Raw genomic sequence first — 17633 nt, 5'->3', positions numbered from 1 at the left:
ATTGTTGGTTATGTAATGGTTGTAATCGTTTACATGATTTAATTCGATTAGAAATGCTACTTTTAAATCATCATGTGAAGAAAATTCATATTCACAAGAACGATGATTCGCTACGTATCATAATTTTTTCAAAATGTTTCAATCCGGCAACATCCGTTTCACTAACGCTTATGTATGGATGCTGTTATTATTGATCATTCTTACAACCTCCCCGACTTTTTCACAACCATATTATTTCCGGCACTACCAGGTGGAAGAAGGACTCTCCAACAACACAGTTTTTTGCAGCGTCCAGGGCAGAAATGGTTTTATGTGGTTTGGAACGAAGAATGGCCTTAACCGGTTTGATGGCTACCAGTTCAAACAATTCACAATTGCGGATAATAACCAGGGCTCCGGAAATAGCGATATGATTTATTGCCTGTCCACCGACATGAATGGCGCATTGTGGGTCGGATCAGCAATGGGTCTTTACCGGTTTGATGAAAAGAGGGAAAAGCTGGTAAGTTTCATTGATTCCCTCAAAGAGGTGAACACTGTTTTACATGATGCGAAAGGAAGATTGTGGTTTATCTCCTGGAATACGGTATACAGGTATGACTTCGGAAATTCTGAACTTGTATCTTACCAGAACCTGATAAGGGCGACATCCATTTGCCGGGCAAGCAACAATACACTATGGTTCGGTTCCACTGATGGAAAGCTGTACAGGTATAATGAGTCGCAGAATAATTTCAGCGCATTTGAACTCTTCTCACATTCCCCCGCGCCACCTTCGCGATGGATTCAGAAAGTGCGGTGTACAGACGATGGCAGCATACTTATCGGAACCTCAGGCCAGGGACTGAAACTATTTGATACAGCTAAATTGCAGTATACGGATCTGTTAACCGAGAACCCGAACAGGACCCCGATTTTTATCCGCGATATTTTATTGTATGACCGGAATGAATATTGGCTGGCAACTGAATCCGGAATCTTTATTCTGCACCGCGATAAAGCCGGCTATACAAACCTCCGGAAAAAATTTCTTGACCCGTACTCTTTATCCGACAATGCTGTATATACTTTGAGTAAAGATTCTGAAGGAGGTGTGTGGGCCGGTACATATTTTGGCGGAATAAACTACTTTTCGAAACAACATACTTTCTTCACAAAATATTACCCAGACTATTCCTCAAATACCGTGGGTGGAAGTGCAGTCCGGGAGATCTGCGAAGACCATAATGGGGTGCTTTGGATTGGTACCGAAGATGCAGGCCTGAACAGCCTGGACAAGCGAACAGGTGCAATTACACACTATGAACCAGGCACAAGCCCCGGAAGCATCTCCCATTCCAACATCCATGGCTTGCTTGTCAGCGGTAATGAGCTGTGGATCGGAACTTTTGAAAATGGCCTTGACATCATGGACCTCGGTACGAGGAAAGTAGTGAGACGTTACAAGGCTGGTTCAGGAGAACATGAACTCAAGAGCAATTTTGTCGTTTCACTGCTGGAGACCAGGTCAGGAAATAAATATGTAGGCACCAGTAATGGATTGTTCCGCTTTACATCGGCAGGCTCCAAATTTGACTGCCCTGACAACTTTCCGGCCGGAGGATTCATCTCATGCCTCTTGGAGGACAGTAAAGGTCTCGTCTGGATCGGCACACATGGCCGGGGCATTTATGGATATGAACCTTCAACAAGAAAATTCACCAACTTTACTTTTACCACCGGCGATAGTCTTGGTTTCCCAAACAACATTGTCAACGCCATTTATGAAGACAGTAAAAACCGGCTATGGTTTGCAACTGAAGGAGGTGGACTTTGCAGTTACAACGAAAAGCAGAATAATTTCACCACCTATACAACGAAAGACGGACTGCCCAGTAATTTCATCTTCAAAATCATTGAAGATGATAATGGCTATTTGTGGGTGTCGACATCAAAGGGACTGGTACGTTTCCTCCCTGAACAAAAAAGCATCGTGGTTTTCACCAAGGCAAACGGTTTACTGAACGACCAGTTCAACTACAACTCAGGGTATAAGGATGCTGATGGAAATATTTATTTCGGCAGCATCAAGGGAATGGTAAGTTTCAGGCCAGGCACCTTTCACGCCAGCAATTTCGTTCCCCAGATTTTCATCACCGGCTTCCAGGTACACAACCGTGAACTTAGTATTTCCGCCGACAGCGGCTTTCTGCCACAGTCAATACTTTATACAAAGAGCCTTAAATTGCCTTATGACCAGTCTTCCTTTAGTATTGATTTCGCTGCGCTTAGTTTTACATCACCCGAGGTAACAGCATACAGTTATAAGATGGATGGCCTGGAAAAGGAATGGACCTTCCTGAAAACGAACCGTAAAGTTTATTTCACCAACCTGTCTTCTGGTAACTATGTTTTCCGTGTAAAGGCATTTACAAATGGAAACTGGAACAGCAAGGAAAAGAAATTATACATTGAAATTCTTCCGCCTTTCTGGGCTTCAACAACAGCCTATATCGTCTATGCCCTCCTGGTCGCTGTAATTGCGTGGCTGCTGATCCGCAGGTACCACCGAAGGACGCAGGAGAAAAAAGAAAAAGAGATCTATGAAGCGAAGATCGATTTCTTCACAAATGTGGCACATGAGATCAGGACACCGCTTACATTGATAAAAGGACCAGTTGAAAACCTGCTGGAAAAAACAGACGAGATTCCGGAAATCCGTGAAGACGTCACAATGATGAACCGTAACACCAACAGGCTGGTCACACTCATCACACAGATACTTGACTTTCGCAAGACAGAGACCAGGGGTTTCAGCCTCGATTTCGCAAAAGAAGATATTGCCCCGATTCTGGAAGAGTCCTACATTACCTTCAGACCGGTAGCGGATAAAAAGAAACTTAACTATTCTCTCCATCTTCCGGATCAACGATTTACAGCAATGGCAGACGAAGAAGCGCTGACAAAAATATTCAGCAACCTGCTTGGAAACGCAACCAAATATGCGTCGCATTATGTCTCAGTAATACTTAATCCACCAGGAAGCGATGATATGTACTGGTCATTAACTATTGAAAATGACGGCCCGTTGATTCCCGCCGCAATGCGGGAGAAAATATTTGAACCGTTTGTCAGGATTAAAGATGCCACAAGGCAGAGGGGTACAGGCATCGGCCTGGCCCTTGCAAAATCTCTCGCCACCCTGCATGGAGGAGAATTATTGTTCCGTGAAGCCGAAAATGGTATGAATCTATTTATTCTGCGGTTGCCTGTTCATCCACCTGAAAAGGAAATATCCCAAAAACCAAAACGCACTTCACAAACAAGATAAAATCCAAACGATATGCTGCCTGATATACTGCTTGTGGACGACGAAGAAGAAATCCTGGAATTTCTCGAACGCATTCTTAAACCCAAATACAGGATACATACTGCACATAACGGTGCCGAAGCATTAGTAAAGCTTGCCGCAGAAGCGATCCAGCTTGTTGTATCCGATGTGATGATGCTGGAGATGGACGGATTTGAGTTATGCAAAAAGATCAAAACAAACGTTGAGTACTCGCATATCCCCGTTATCCTGCTCACGGCCAAAAACACGATCCAGTCAAAGATTGAGGGACTGGAACTTGGTGCGGATGCTTACATAGAAAAACCTTTCTCGAAAGAACACCTGCAGGCCCAGATCGCGAGTCTCCTGAACAACCGGAATAATATCCGGCAATATTTCGCCCAGTCACCCCTTGTTCATATCAGGAGCATGGCGCATACGAAAGCTGATGAAAAATTCCTTGAGCAATTGAACGATGCTATCTGCAGGAACATCGAAGATGCCGACCTCGACGTTGAAAAGCTTGCCAGAAAAATGACCATGAGCAGGATCACGTTATACAGGAAAATCAAGGCAGTTTCGGATCTTACACCGCTCGAACTCATTAACATTACACGCCTGAAAAAAGCTGCCGAGTATCTTGCAGAAGGAGAGCACCGGATCTATGAAATATCCAACATGGTTGGATTCAGTTCGCAGAGCAACTTTGCCAGGAATTTCCTGAAGCAATTTAAAATGACGCCCAGCGACTACATGCAGAAAAAAGCTAACGAACGAAAGGATTAGGAACCTTTTGTGCGGAGTTTACGCGTGATATGATTGCCCAGCTTCTCTCCTGCGTTAAATCCAAACTTAATTGCCGGCATATAATGAATACCACCGTACAACCTGCTGATGGCTGCCTCTTCAGCCGCTTGCCGGAAAGAATTGAAATTTCTTGCGGGCAATCCGAATGACTGTTCCGTGTCATCTGTGTACTTAAAACTTTCACCAAACAATTTCGTGAGAATAACTGCGGCCGCTGCTGAAACTACACTATGCCCACTGGTATATTCCGGAAATGGAGGTGTTTGCAGAATAGGCATCCAGTCCTTTTCAATATACAGGTTGATATAGGTTTCGGGGCGTATAACGCGACTCCGGTATTTCTCGTCCCAACATATAATGAACGCATCCGCCATTGTTAAAGCGAGACATGCATATGATTCCAGCGACCGCATTATATCGGCTTTCACAATCTCACATGCGGTAGCATTGATGTTGATCCAATGCCCGCCCGGCGAGATTTTTTTAGTTGCGAACATCACGTGGCCGCTGACGTTCATCCTGAAAGGGTTGCAGTCCCAGAAATCTGCAATTGCGACCTGCTCTGAACTCAGGTTCTTCCCTGCCAGGTAAACCTCCTTCGCGAAGGCGAAAAATTGGCTTGAAGAATCTGTTGAGAAATGAACGGCGGGTTCAGGTTTGAACTGCTGGGCTGAATCAATCAGGAATGGCCTGATCTTATTCCAATGAGGCTCAACAGCCTTCATGTAAGCAGGTGCAGTGGGCTTCCAGGTTGACGCCTCTTCATCCACATCAAATTTCGGATAGGACCTGGTCTGCTTGTACATGTCACCGCCTGCCCATTTTATGATGTGAAGAGCCACGGCTTCACCGTACTGCAATGAATTGATTAAGACGGCTTCCGGAACACCCATTGATCGCCATTCTTTCTGCAACTGCCTGTCGAAGACAAGGATGCTGTCTTCAGAAATGACCATTGTCTGCGCTACTTTGAGCATAGCATGTGCGGCAGCTATCGAAAAACTATAGGGCCTGTCACTACCAGGTTGCGGTAGGCCTGTTAACTGGTTGAGTTGTCCTGAAAGACTCAGGTATGAATTGTTGCCATTCCTTGCTGCCTCATAACCTGCGACGGCGATATATGCATAGGTACGGCTGGCGACGGGTGGACTATATACATCGTAAACAATCACATCGGTAATTCGTTTTATAGTGCGATGAACGATCGTTGGATCGTCGGCTCTTCCACGCCAGTCATCTTTGCCTGGAATCGTAAAGGCAAATAGTGGCAGGAAAACTGTTGCAATAATCAATTGAAGTCGCATATGGCTCGATCGGTTAGCAATCTAGGCAATCAAGCGGGCAGTATTTGTCCATTCTTTATCATTTTGTATTCACTATGTTTCTTAATGCCTGCATGATATAGGCTTACCGCGACTGAAATTTTAGATTGCGATATACAACGACTGCTCATGCGACTGACAAGCTACCTCTATTGTTTACTGGCATTTTCATTCGGTGCCACTTCGGCCCGTGGACAAAAACCGGCTAATGTTACACCCTTATTCCAACTGGTAAATCCCTCAAATAGCGGCATCCATTTCAATAACCGTCTCACCGAATCAGACTCGATCAATATCCTAAAACAGGCAAATCTTTATAACGGTGGTGGCGTAGGAATCGGGGACTTCAACAACGACGGCTTGCAGGACATCTACTTTGCCGGCAATATGGTGGAAAATAAACTCTACCTGAACAAAGGAAAACTAAGTTTTAATGATATAACAACTGTGGCCGGCGTAAACGGCCAGGGACGCTGGTGCACCGGCGTGTCTGTCGTTGACATTAACGCCGACGGGTGGAACGACATTTACGTAGCAGCTTCATTCAGCAAAGACGAAAAGAAGAGGACCAACCTTTTATATATCAATAAAGGACTAAACTCAAAGGGCATTCCTGTTTTTGCAGAAGAAGCTGAAAAATGGGACATCGCTGATAAAGGTTTCAGCACGCAGGGATTTTTCTTCGACTATGATAGAGACGGCGATCTCGACCTGTATCTCGTGACCAATGAACTATATGACCCGAAAACGCCTATCCGCTTCAGGCCCAAATTAAAAGACGGTTCGGCAAACAATACAGACAGGCTTTACCGGAATAACGGCAATGAAACTTTTACCAATGTATCCATGGCGGCAGGAATCCTGACAGAAGGCTGGGGACATGCAGCCTGCATCAGCGATATTAATCTTGATGGCTGGCCTGACATTTATGTTGCCAACGACTTTGTGTCAAATGACCTGCTTTACATCAATAACGGCGACGGAACATTCACGGACCGCCTGACCGATTACTTTAAACATACCGGATGGAATGCGATGGGTACCGATATGGCCGACATCAACAATGATGGACTGATCGACCTGGTTTCCCTGGAAATGTTGCCGGAAGATAACCTGCGTAAAAAAAGGATGCTCTCTGGAAATGAATATTACAATTACTTCAACAGCCGGCAATTTGGATACTCGCATCAGTATGTTCGAAACGTACTCCAGCTGAACAAAGGGATCGGACCAGGCGGCCACCCTGTCTTTAGTGAGTTGGGATATATGTCCGGAATGTTCGAGACAGACTGGAGCTGGTGCCCGCTGGTAGCAGATTTTGATAACGACGGGTTACGTGACCTGGTAATAACGAATGGTTTGCCCCGCGATGTGACCGATCTCGATTACATCACGTTTAACAATGGACAGGGTGGTACAAAAGGCCTGCTGAACCTGGCAATGGCATCAAAACTTCCAATAGTACAGCTTCCGAATTATGCCTTCAGAAATACCGGCAATGCTTCCTTTTCAAACACAGCTGCCTGGGGAATTAAACATCCTTCGTTCAGCAATGGAGCCGCATATGCTGACCTCGATAATGACGGGGACCTGGAGATTGTCATGAATAACATCAACGACGAGGCATTCCTTTATGAGAACAGGCAAAACAAGACAGCTAATGTAATGCAGCTGGAGTTTAAAGGCACCGGGAAAAACACCAGGGGAATCGGTGCGAAAGTAAATCTCTATTACGATGGGAAACAGCAGGTATATGAACATCAGCCATGCCGTGGCTATCTTTCCACCGTTGATGACCGGCCGTTGTTTTCTGGAGGCAAATCGAAGTTGATTGACTCTCTCATTATCACCTGGCCGGATGGAAGCAAGCAAAAACTTACCAGCATTAATTTTGTCAGATCATTGCGGCTTGAACAATCAAAAGCTTCCCAAAGTCCGCCGGCAGCTATAACAGCCAGGGTTTCACTTCTGAAACAGGTGAATTCGTCATTAGGCATACAATATAAGCATCGCGAAAAAGACGCGATCGACTACAACCGCCAGTCCACATTGCCCCATAAACTGAGTCAGTATGGCCCGGGGATAGCAGTAGGTGATATCGACAAAAATGGGACGGATGATTTTTACATTGGGGGCGCCGTTGGTTTCAAAGGTTGTTTTTTCCTGCAGGATGAGAAGGGAAATTTCCATGCAGATACCACGCGCCTAAGGGTCAACGACGGCCATCCCGGCGAAGATATGGGTGCGTTGCTATTTGATGCTGACAACGATGGCGACAATGATCTGTATATTGTTAGCGGAAGCTATGAACTGGCTCCCGACCAGCCCTCCAGCCAGGACGTCCTTTACTTCAACGACGGCCATGGATACTTTGAGCCCAGGTATTCAGCTCTTCCTAAAATGTTCAGCAACGGGTCCTGCGTTCGTGCTTCAGATTTTGATGCAGATGGGGATCTCGATCTGTTTGTAGCAGGCAGGGTTGTTTCAGGCGCATACCCTCTCGCGCCTCCCTGCTCTTTATTGATGAATCTTGGCGGAAGCTTTTCTGATGTAACTGAAAAGTATTGCCCTGAACTGAAAGATATCGGCATGGTAACCGATGGCTTATGGTCTGATTATGACAACGATGGCAAACCCGACCTCCTTATCACGGGCGAATGGAAGCCGGTATCATTCTTTAAAAATGACGGACATCGTTTTACGCCATTGAAAAATAGCGGCATCGAAAAATATACCGGTTGGTGGAACAGCATCGCTGCTGCTGATTTCGACCTTGATGGAGATATAGATTATGTGGCGGGTAACCTTGGTCTGAATTCAAATTACAAAGCCTCAGCAACTGAACCACTTCAATTGATCGCCAACGACTTTGACGGCAATGGTCTTGTAGACCCTTTAGTATTTTGTTACATGAAGGGTTTCGATGAAAAGCGTCGACCTTACCCCCTTTCAGCGAGAGATGATATGATCAGCCAGATGATCTCGATCCGGAAGAGATTTCCGACCTACAGTGCGTATGGGAAGGCCTCATTGAACGAACTCCTTACATCAGAAGAAAGGCAAAGTGCATCAACCTTTAGCGCTACGCATATGGCTAGCAGCTATATTGAAAATAAAGGTAATGGCCGGTTTCAACTTTCTTCCCTGCCTCTTTCCGCACAGGAGGCGCCAGTATTCGGAATGCAGGCACATGATGTTGATCATGATGGGAACCCGGATCTCCTCTTAACCGGGAACGATTATGGAATGGAACCTTACAGCGGCCGCCATGACGCATTCATGGGACTGTTTATGAAAGGTGACGGTAAAGGCATATTCACCCCATGGTCAATTTCAGATGCAGGTTTTTTTGTCGGCGGTGACGCCAAGGCATTATCAGTTGTTAAGACCCCTGCAGGGCCTGCATTTGTTGCCACACAGAACCAGGACAGTGTACTTGTTTTTGCGCGTACAAATGCCATGCTGCAAAAAACCATTGCAGTGGATCATTTGGATGTTTCAGCAGAAATACACTTCGTCGGCAACAGGAAACAGAAAATCGAATTCTATCATGGAAACGGGTTCCTGTCTCAGTCGTCACGTTTTCTCGAAATGCCTGAAAATGCAACTAAGATTGTCATCACCAATTATAAAGGAGACAAACGGGAAGTTCAGCCCTGATCACCAGAAAATTGTATACAGAGCCGCAATAATTCCGCCAATGATCAACGAACCTGCAATGAAGGCCGGATGCATCCGGAACATACCAGGGTTGATCTCCAGCCCCTTGGGCCTGAGGCTTCGTTTTGCATCCCGGATACTGATGATATACATTCCTAGTACACAGGCGACAAACACAATGGCCATCCGGTCGATAAAAGGAATTTCATAAATACCATGCGTGTTAGGGACTGCAAATCCAATGGGTAATAGCCAGCAAAGGTCAACAATGGCAGGCAGAAACTTCAGGACGACAGAGAATATAAATCCGCCGATGGTCGCAAACAATGCAGCATTGGATGAAGTCTTTTTCCAAAAAAAACCGAGTGTGAACATGGCGAAAATTCCCGGCGACACAAACCCGGTATACTCCTGGATATATTGAAAACCGCCCTTTTTGTCAATTCCCATAAATGGAGAAATAAGCACTGCCAGAATTACAGCGGCGATCACAGTAAACTTACCCATCTTAACCAGTTGCTGTTCTGAAGCGTCCGGGCTGATTCTCTTTTTGTAAATATCTAATGTAAAGATCGTCGCGATACTATTTGCCTTGCCTGCGAGGGATGCTACCACTGCAGCAGTCAATGCCGCGAATGCAAGTCCTTTTAGTCCTGCCGGAAGCAGGTTTAACAACACTGGATAAGCGCGGTCAGGGTTCAGTTCACCAGCCTGCATCATTTCGGATTGAAAAATTCCTTCCTTATATAGAACAAAGGCAGCAATACCCGGCAGCACAACAATAACCGGCATGAGAAGTTTCAGGAATGCGGCAAAAAGAATTCCGTTTCTTGCGGTTTTCAGATCAGCGCCAAGTGCCCTTTGGGTAATATACTGGTTACATCCCCAGTAGTTAAGGTTCACAATCCACATTCCTCCTATTAAAACGGAAAGCCCGGGCAGGTCAAGGTAGTCCGGATCGTTGCGTTTAAAGATCATATGGAAATGCGATTCTGCCTTCCGCTGAAGCAACCCGAGTCCATCAAATGTGCTGCCGGCCCCAAAATGATTGGCTACGAGGTCGATAGCAAGATAGGTGGTGGCAAGCCCGCCAAGCACCAGGAAGAATACCTGGATAACATCAGTATAGCCGATCACTTTCATTCCACCAAGCGTAATGATGATAGCGAATAAGGCGAGTGCTAACATGCATGCCGTAAAACTGAATCCCGAGATACTGCTTACCGCTAATGCGCCCAGGTACAGAATGGAGGTCAGGTTAACAAGCACATACAACAACAGCCAGAAAACGGCCATGATCATAGCTACTGTGCTGTTATACCTTCGTTCGAGGAACTGGGGCATTGTATAGATCTTGTTTTTAAGGTAAACAGGGATGAAAAAAATGGCGACGATAATCAGGGTTATGGCCGCCATCCACTCATAGGTTGCAATTGCGAGTCCCATTTTGAAGCCGGAACCACTCATGCCGATAAACTGTTCCGCTGAAATGTTTGATGCGATCAGCGATGCACCAATAGCCCACCATGTTAGTGAACCTTCTGCGAGGAAATAATCTTTGCTGCTGGCGATGGCAGATTTCTTTTTACGGTAAACCCACCAACCATAAATAGCAACTACAAGGAAATAACAACCAAAAACTAAATAGTCTTTAAGCTCAAGCATGGATACAAGGTCTAATGGTTAATGACAGTTGATTGCTGCGTATAATGTATAGCAGGGAGACTTCGGAGCTTCTCAGCGGCGGATTCCGCTGTGATATCGCGTTGAGGATTCGCAAGTAGTTCATAACCCACCATAAATTTCTTTATTGATGCAGAACGCAGAAGCGGTGGATAAAAATGCATATGCCAGTGCCAGGCTTCATAATGACCGCAATTCACAGGAGCCTGGTGAATGCCTGCCGAATAAGGAAATGAAACTTCGAACAGGTTATCGTACTTACAGGTAAGCTTTTTAAGTATATCCGCAAGAGCCTGCCTTTCTTCCGTTGTAAATTCCGTGATCCACTGAACGGCTCTCCGGCTGATGATCATCGTTTCATAAGGCCAGGTGGCCCAAAACGGAACCAGTGCAACAAAATGATCATTGGCAGTTACGATCCGTTCATTCATTTGTAGTTCAATATCCAGGTAATCGCCAAGTAATGTCCTGCCGGTGGCTTCAAAATGCATTTGCTGGCGGGTCGATTCCTTTTCGATCTCTACAGGAATAGACGCAGAAGCCCAGATCTGTCCGTGTGGATGTGGCCCATAATCGCTCCCTTATTCTCAAAGATCTGGATATAGCGGATATCCGGGTCTGCAGCCAATGAGTGGAACTCATCACACCACAGGTCAACAACATTCCGAATATCATGTATCCCGAGCTGTGGCAATGTAAGGTCATGGCGGGGAGAGAAACTGATCACCCTGCAAATACCCTTTTCGGCAGTTGCCTTTAATAAGCCGCCGATATTCGTTTCGCCCTGCGGAGTGCCGGGAACCAATGCAGCAAAATCGTTGGTAAAAGCGTAAGGCCCTCTATACGACTCATTCATTGATCCATCAGCTCGTTTGTTGCCGGGACATAAATAACAGCTATGATCGAACGCGGGTAGTTGGTCCTGCTCCGGCTTTTCCACCTTACCCTGCCAGGGCCGTCTTGTCCGGTGAGGCGATACCAGAATCCATTCTCCTGTAAGGATATTCAGTCTCTTGTGTGGATGTTCAGCTAATGTAAACGATTGCATATACTAATCAGAAAAAGGATTATTAACGGCACTTGTTCCGTTACCAATTGTAACTATGTGGGCACTCATATTTTTCCCGGTTTGCTTTTTATACCGTTCGCCAACTGTTTTAACCAATTCATCCACGTGGTCTTCCCTGACGAGATTAATTGTACAACCACCGAAGCCGCCGCCCATCATCCGCGAACCAGGCACATAATCAAGGAGTCTCGTTTCTTCAACAAGAATATCAAGCTCAGGACAACTCACTTCGTAAAGTTTTGCAAGTCCTTCATGCGTTGAGTACATCCGTTCGCCAAAAGACCTGATATCATTCTCCTCAAGGTCAGAACAGGCCTGCATCAAACGGATATTTTCTTCAACTACATATTTGCACCTTTTGTATATTATTTCGTTCCCGGGCCGAATACAATCATTGAGCATTTGCATGGTGACGTCACGAAGACTTTGTACCTCAGGATAGCGCATTTGTATCAGGGCTACTCCTGATTCGCACTGCATTCTCCGGGTGTTGTATTCCGTATCGCTCAAATTATGTCTTATACCTGTGTCCAGCAGTGCAACACGGTAGCCCTCCATCCGGAACGGGATGTATGTATAATCCAGGGAACGGCAGTCGAGCCGGATAACATGACCATCTTTACCAAACATGCTTGCAAACTGGTCCATTATCCCGCAATTCACCCCAACGAACTGGTTCTCGGCGCGCTGGGCTGCCTTTACCATCTCGAGACTACTAAGACCACAATCAAAAATCCGGTTGAGTGCAAATGCCGTTGCGCATTCAAGTGCAGCCGATGAGGACATGCCAGCTCCTATGGGTACATTTCCCCCAAATGCAATGTCAAATCCGTGGATTGGACTTCCAAGCGCCAGGAGTTGCTGAACGACCCCGATGATATAGTCTGGCCAGTGGAGGCCGGACTTTCCCACATCCTGCAAACTGAAATGATATTGCTGTTCCAGGTCTGCAGACACGATATTCACCTGGTCATCCATTCGGGGGGCGATGGCGATATAGGTTGCTTTATCAATCGCAGCAGGTAGTACAAACCCCTGGTTGTAATCTGTATGCTCACCAATCAGGTTTACCCGGCCGGGCGAGCGGAACATTACGGGTTCAGTCCCGAAGTGCTTAAGGAACAATCGGTGCAATTGCCCACTGTATTTTGACATATTTACCGTGATCATGACTTTGAAATAAAACCACTTCTCCCCTCCCAGGAATAGGCCGGGCATGTGAAGTGGTAACGACTGCTAACTTGCCTATGGAAAAAACTAACGGGAATCCTTGTTAAGCTCTTTGATCAGCTGAACTTCTTTTTCATCGTACACTGAGCCGTCTTTCCTGAAAATATCGTGAAACCATATTTTCGGTTCACTGCCATCGGCAACCGGCGTGTCCCAGGCATAAATAGTATTTGACTTACCTGCCACAAGACCCCAGTTAATGGCACCGATATTTTCTTTTTTCAGCATTGGAAGAATATTCGTGAAATAACTATTACGTGTACGTGCCATATACTCTGTGCATACAAGCGGCTTACCATGGATCTTCAAGAGATTGAGTACACGCTTATGCCACATTTCATCCTCATAATCGTGGTACGTGATTACGTCTGAGTTATGCAACTGAAATTCATTCAGAACATGAAAATTCCAGTCCCAGAGCCCCGCAGTGAGTGGTTGGGTCGGGTTCACATCACGTCCCCACTGAAATACTTTCTTCAGCAATGGCAATGAACTGTCTTTCTTGCCACTGTTACCAGGCTCATTGTACAGATCCCACATCAATACTCTTTCGTCATTAGCCAGGTGCCCCATTACATCTTTTACATATTTCTCCAGGACCGCATAAAGGGTTGTGTCTTTGTAATAAGGATCACCGGGATCCTGCATCCAGCCGGAGTTGTGAACTCCTGGCCTCGGCTGTGGCTGCAACCCGGCTTTCGGGTCTTTATTCCAGCAGTCATCAAAGAATACAAAAATCGTGGAGATACCGTTGCGACCTGCAATATCCAGGTATGTATCTACACGATCGCGAAATCCTTTTTGGTCATTCTCCCATGCCTTGTGATGAAGGTATACCCGCATGGTATTAAATCCAATCCCTGAAGCCCAACCCAGCTCTTTGGAAATTGTTGCAGTGTCGAAAGTTTCCTTTTGCCACATCTCCAGCTGGTTGATAGCAGTACTGGGAATAAAATTCGCACCGTTGATCCAGCTATTTTTTGCATACCAGTCTTTCGCTTTTTCAGCTGACCACACCGTGGCTTTAGTTCCGTTGTCTTCAAGCCGCTTTTCCCTGGCACCAGTATCACATGCCTGGTAACTTAACGTAACTGCGCTCATCAAAGCGAGCAAAATTTTTCTTCTATTCATCGATTTTGGGTTTGAAAAAGTTGTGTGCTGTCCGGATCATTCAGAAACCGGAAACTGTTCTTGTTCATTGTGAGACTGTCGAATGTTTTACCCTTAACGAAAGAAAGGGTAACCATGCCGGTTAATCTCGGGCGAACTGTAGTATCATTAAAATGCGTGTGCAGGACATAACTGAGTGACCCGTCAGGTAACTGCAGTATATCGCCATGACCGGGACCATTATGACCAACCTGGTTTTTATCAATGATGGGGTTGTTTCCTGCTTTAGTCCATGGACCCAGTGGAGACCGGCTTACAGCATATCCCACAGCGTAGTCTGTATTCCTGAAGTCATTTGCTGAATACAGCAGGTAATAATACCCGCCATGCCTGTAAACTGCCGGGCCTTCTGTCACAGGCCAGTTTACATTAGCCGTATTTTCCCATGGAAGTGTAGCGTGAAGAACAGGCGTAACAGATCCGGCCACGATGTCTGAAAGATCTGGCTTCATTTCAGCAACAAATAAGCGATTCCCTTCCGTGAGTTTAACAAAATACAGGTAGACCTTACCGTCCTTATCCTTAAAAAGGAAAGGATCAATTTGTTTGCCTGTTCCGGAAATTGGGGCAATGCTCTGCTGGCGGAACGGACCTTTCGGATCATTGCCTGTTGCAATGACGATTTGTTCATCAGCAGTATAGGCCAGGTAAAACTTACCGTTGTGTTGAAATACCTGCGGTGCCCAAAAGCCTTGCTCCCCGAAAGAATCACCTTTTTTCAGGGCATAACCTGAAGAACTTCCGGAAGGGCCGGTCCATTGCAGGAGGTCTTTTGATTCATAAACGACAAAACCGGAACGAGTATCTTTTCCGGTGCCATACAGGTAATATGTGTCATTGTGATAAAAGATGCTGGGATCCGCCAACCTGATGGGTGATTCACTACTGGTATTTTTCGGTTGTGCGATACAGTCAAGCTGCATCAATACAATCTGTAAAAGTAAAAATATCCGTATGGCAGTGAGCTTCTTCACAATCGCATGATATAATTCGAGGTACAAATAAAGCGATTCCATCCCCGACTCACTGTCCAAAACGTATCATTGCTTCATCAAAATGTATCAGAATCCCGTCACTTTAAAGCAGGACATTTCATTGTGCGAGGTACCCACCATCGACAGGAAAATAAGCACCCGTTATGAATGAAGCATCGGATGAGCTTAGCCACAGCACCAGTTGCGCTACTTCTTCTGGCAAACCCAGCCGGCCCATCGGATGAAGTTTTACCAGGGCATTAATGGCTTCTTTCGGTAACCCTTCAAGCAATGGCGTTTTAATATAACCCGGACCAACGGCATTTATCCGGATGTTCTTTGGAGCATATTCAAGTGCCGCAGATTTTGTAAGTCCAAGCACGCCATGTTTCGCGGCAACATATGCCGGTGACGAAGCAGTTCCTACTGCGCCAAGAATAGAGGCCATATTAACGATCGCACCTCCGCCACTTTTCAGGATCGCCGGGATCTGGTATCGCATTCCATAGAAAACTCCCGAAAGATTTATACTAATCACTTTATCCCATCCATCAACAGGATACTCGCCGGTAGCAGCAATCGGACCACCTACGCCCGCGTTGTTACAGGTTATGTGCAATGCTCCGTATTGCGCCATGGACTGGCTGACAAGTTTTTCATTGTCTGTCGCTGATGACGTGTCACAATGGATATAAACTGCTTCACCACCAGAATGGTGGATCATCCGGTGTGTTTCCATTCCTGCTGCATCATTTATATCGGATACCACCACCTTAGCTCCTGAGCTTGCATATAACAATGCTACTTCACGACCAATACCGGATCCTGCTCCGGTAACAAGGGCAACTTTGTTTGTTAAATGTTCCATGTCAGAATTATTTTGTGTGTTGATTTGCAGGAGGACGTGCAACCGCAATTTTTAGTTCCCGGGGACGGACACCAGGAGAAGACCTGATAGACAGTTTATCCATTTTTCTATTCGGAAAGAAAATTGCCGTCATGACGTTGAGACCATTATCGGCAAACATTTCAACTGAAGCCACATCAATATAAAGCTCAAGGTCTATGGTCGTCGTACCGGAAACCCGGCGGGAAGGAATCTTTTTTGCGAAGCCAGGTTCAAACCCTACATCGCCGGACTTTCTCCTGTCTATGAAATAGTTACCTGAGGAAGAATCAAAGCCAATAATCAACTCATTTCCTACTTCATTCGAAAGCACAATCGAGAAATCCCTGGCGGGCATTCCGGAGATTAAAATCCGGTACGCTCCAGGTCCTTTCATCGCTTTCCCTTCGAATATATCTCTATTGATCGCAGGATTCTTAATTACGATCTCCTTTTCAAATAATTTCTTTACTTCTTTGATCGGCTTACTGACCAGGTAAATCCTGCCTCCTGATTCTGCTATACTCAATTCGCGTGGCAAAGTCATTGCGCTGCGCCATGCTTTGGTGGGAACGTCCTGGCCATATTGCCAATTGCTCATCCACCCGATCAGGATGACCTTCCCGCCAGTATTGAAAAATGTTACACCGGCATAATTGTCGGTGCCCGGATCCATCCATTTGCTTTCCGGCTCCAGGGGAGTAAATCTTTTCCCATCGAAATCACCAACAAAGTATTGCGTACCCGATCCGCCGTTTGGCGCACCCGGATTAATACTCACCAATAAGATCCACATTTTCTTTCCGTTATGATCAAAAGGAAGCAGGTCGGGGCACTCCCAAACTCCGCCATGAGCCCCTGACGTTTCGCCGAATTCACTTTCTTTGGTCCATTCCTTAAGATCAGGCGAGGAATAAAACGCAATGCGATCTTTTGTTGCAAGGGTCATGATCCATTTTTCCGCGGGCTCATACCAACTCACCTTTGGATCCCTGAAATCAGCAATGCCAGGGTTATTAAGTACCGGGTTACCTGCGTATTTGGCCCAGGTTTTACCATCGTCAATACTGTATGCCAGGCTTTGCACCTGGTAATCTTTCCTGCCGTTCTTTTCGCCGTCAGGGTGATGATGTGTGAAGATTGCGACAAGCGGTGCTTTCCCTTCACGTCCGAACCCTGAAGTATTGCCCTTGTCAACGACAGCACTCCCGGAAAATATATAACCGAGACTGTCAGGATAGAGTGCAATAGGTTGCTCCTTCCATGTCAGCAGATCGGAACTGGTAGCATGACCCCAGTGCATAGGCCCCCATCTTGTGGCGCCAGGGTAATACTGGAAGAACAGGTGATATAAGCCCTTATGGTAAACGAGCCCGTTAGGGTCATTCATCCAGTTGGCTTTAGGTGTAAAATGATAAACAGGACGATAGAACTCCGATGAAACCGGGTCGGCTACCTGTTGCCCGGTGAGTAATGCCGGGAAACAGATACCAAGAAGGAAAATAATGACCTTATTCATAAC

Annotated in this window: 10 protein-coding genes and 1 pseudogene; 3 read left to right on the top strand and 8 right to left on the bottom strand. The window is 46.0% G+C overall.

Annotation, left to right across the window (positions count from 1 at the left end; genetic code table 11):
- The first annotated feature begins 133 nt into the window (after nucleotides 1–133).
- Both OI18_RS06835 and OI18_RS24380 read left to right on the top strand, forming a co-directional pair.
- Complete coding sequence (locus tag OI18_RS06835; protein ID WP_052272948.1) at nucleotides 134–3310, top strand: ligand-binding sensor domain-containing protein; 3177 nt, start codon at nucleotides 134–136, stop codon at nucleotides 3308–3310.
- A 12-nt stretch (nucleotides 3311–3322) separates the two neighbouring features.
- The gene (locus tag OI18_RS24380) at nucleotides 3323–4096 is read left to right on the top strand and encodes a response regulator transcription factor (RefSeq protein WP_039138352.1); all 774 of its coding nucleotides are present in this window, start codon (nucleotides 3323–3325) and stop codon (nucleotides 4094–4096) included.
- On the opposite strand, the gene OI18_RS06825 is transcribed toward OI18_RS24380, so the two are convergent.
- A complete protein-coding gene (locus tag OI18_RS06825; protein WP_039138351.1) occupies nucleotides 4093–5421 on the bottom strand; it encodes a vanadium-dependent haloperoxidase in 1329 nt (442 codons plus the stop codon). The genes OI18_RS24380 and OI18_RS06825 overlap by 4 nt on opposite strands.
- A 147-nt stretch (nucleotides 5422–5568) precedes the next feature.
- Between OI18_RS06825 and OI18_RS06820 the strand changes: the two genes are divergently transcribed.
- Nucleotides 5569–9099 carry a VCBS repeat-containing protein gene (locus OI18_RS06820; RefSeq protein WP_039138350.1) on the top strand — a complete coding sequence of 1177 codons (3531 nt, stop codon included), beginning with the start codon at nucleotides 5569–5571 and terminating at the stop codon, nucleotides 9097–9099.
- On the opposite strand, the gene OI18_RS06815 is transcribed toward OI18_RS06820, so the two are convergent.
- The 7 genes and pseudogenes from OI18_RS06815 to OI18_RS06785 form a co-directional block, all read right to left on the bottom strand.
- Nucleotides 9100–10764, bottom strand: a complete 1665-nt coding sequence (locus OI18_RS06815) for a sodium/sugar symporter (RefSeq protein WP_039138349.1) — start codon at nucleotides 10762–10764, stop codon at nucleotides 9100–9102.
- An 11-nt stretch (nucleotides 10765–10775) separates the two neighbouring features.
- A pseudogene (locus tag OI18_RS24970) lies at nucleotides 10776–11830 on the bottom strand (UDP-glucose--hexose-1-phosphate uridylyltransferase).
- Nucleotides 11831–11833: 3 nt separating this feature from the next.
- Entirely contained in the window at nucleotides 11834–13069 is a 1236-nt protein-coding gene (gene galK / locus OI18_RS06805; RefSeq protein WP_205409994.1) for a galactokinase, read from the bottom strand.
- 39 nt (nucleotides 13070–13108) lie between these two features.
- Nucleotides 13109–14212: a glycoside hydrolase family 2 TIM barrel-domain containing protein gene (locus OI18_RS06800; RefSeq protein ID WP_039138348.1), complete on the bottom strand. Its 1104-nt coding sequence runs from the start codon at nucleotides 14210–14212 to the stop codon at nucleotides 13109–13111.
- Nucleotides 14209–15225, bottom strand: a complete 1017-nt coding sequence (locus tag OI18_RS06795; RefSeq protein WP_240312731.1) for a glycoside hydrolase family 43 protein — start codon at nucleotides 15223–15225, stop codon at nucleotides 14209–14211. The genes OI18_RS06800 and OI18_RS06795 overlap by 4 nt, the downstream gene beginning before the upstream one ends.
- A 118-nt stretch (nucleotides 15226–15343) precedes the next feature.
- A complete protein-coding gene (locus OI18_RS06790; RefSeq protein ID WP_039138347.1) occupies nucleotides 15344–16093 on the bottom strand; it encodes an SDR family NAD(P)-dependent oxidoreductase in 750 nt (249 codons plus the stop codon).
- Nucleotides 16094–16100: 7 nt separating this feature from the next.
- Nucleotides 16101–17630, bottom strand: coding sequence for a glycoside hydrolase family 32 protein (locus tag OI18_RS06785; RefSeq protein WP_039138346.1), 1530 nt, complete (start codon nucleotides 17628–17630; stop codon nucleotides 16101–16103).
- Between the last annotated feature and the right edge of the window lie 3 nt (nucleotides 17631–17633).

It is taken from the genome of Flavihumibacter solisilvae (assembly GCF_000814475.1).
GTDB classification, from domain to species: Bacteria; Bacteroidota; Bacteroidia; order Chitinophagales; family Chitinophagaceae; genus Flavihumibacter; species Flavihumibacter solisilvae.
The sequence above is the reverse complement of the archived record's forward strand: the minus strand, read 5'-3'. Positions and strand labels throughout refer to the sequence as shown.

Bases quoted from the DNA above. Each gene is read 5' to 3' on its own strand.
- OI18_RS06835 (WP_052272948.1), top strand. From the start codon at position 134: ATGTTTCAATCCGGCAACATCCGTTTCACTAACGCTTATGTATGGATG.
- OI18_RS24380 (WP_039138352.1), top strand. From the start codon at position 3,323: ATGCTGCCTGATATACTGCTTGTGGACGACGAAGAAGAAATCCTGGAA.
- OI18_RS06825 (WP_039138351.1), bottom strand. From the start codon at position 5,421: ATGCGACTTCAATTGATTATTGCAACAGTTTTCCTGCCACTATTTGCC.
- OI18_RS06820 (WP_039138350.1), top strand. From the start codon at position 5,569: ATGCGACTGACAAGCTACCTCTATTGTTTACTGGCATTTTCATTCGGT.
- OI18_RS06815 (WP_039138349.1), bottom strand. From the start codon at position 10,764: ATGCTTGAGCTTAAAGACTATTTAGTTTTTGGTTGTTATTTCCTTGTA.
- galK (WP_205409994.1), bottom strand. From the start codon at position 13,069: ATGCCCGGCCTATTCCTGGGAGGGGAGAAGTGGTTTTATTTCAAAGTC.
- OI18_RS06800 (WP_039138348.1), bottom strand. From the start codon at position 14,212: ATGAATAGAAGAAAAATTTTGCTCGCTTTGATGAGCGCAGTTACGTTA.
- OI18_RS06790 (WP_039138347.1), bottom strand. From the start codon at position 16,093: ATGGAACATTTAACAAACAAAGTTGCCCTTGTTACCGGAGCAGGATCC.
- OI18_RS06785 (WP_039138346.1), bottom strand. From the start codon at position 17,630: ATGAATAAGGTCATTATTTTCCTTCTTGGTATCTGTTTCCCGGCATTA.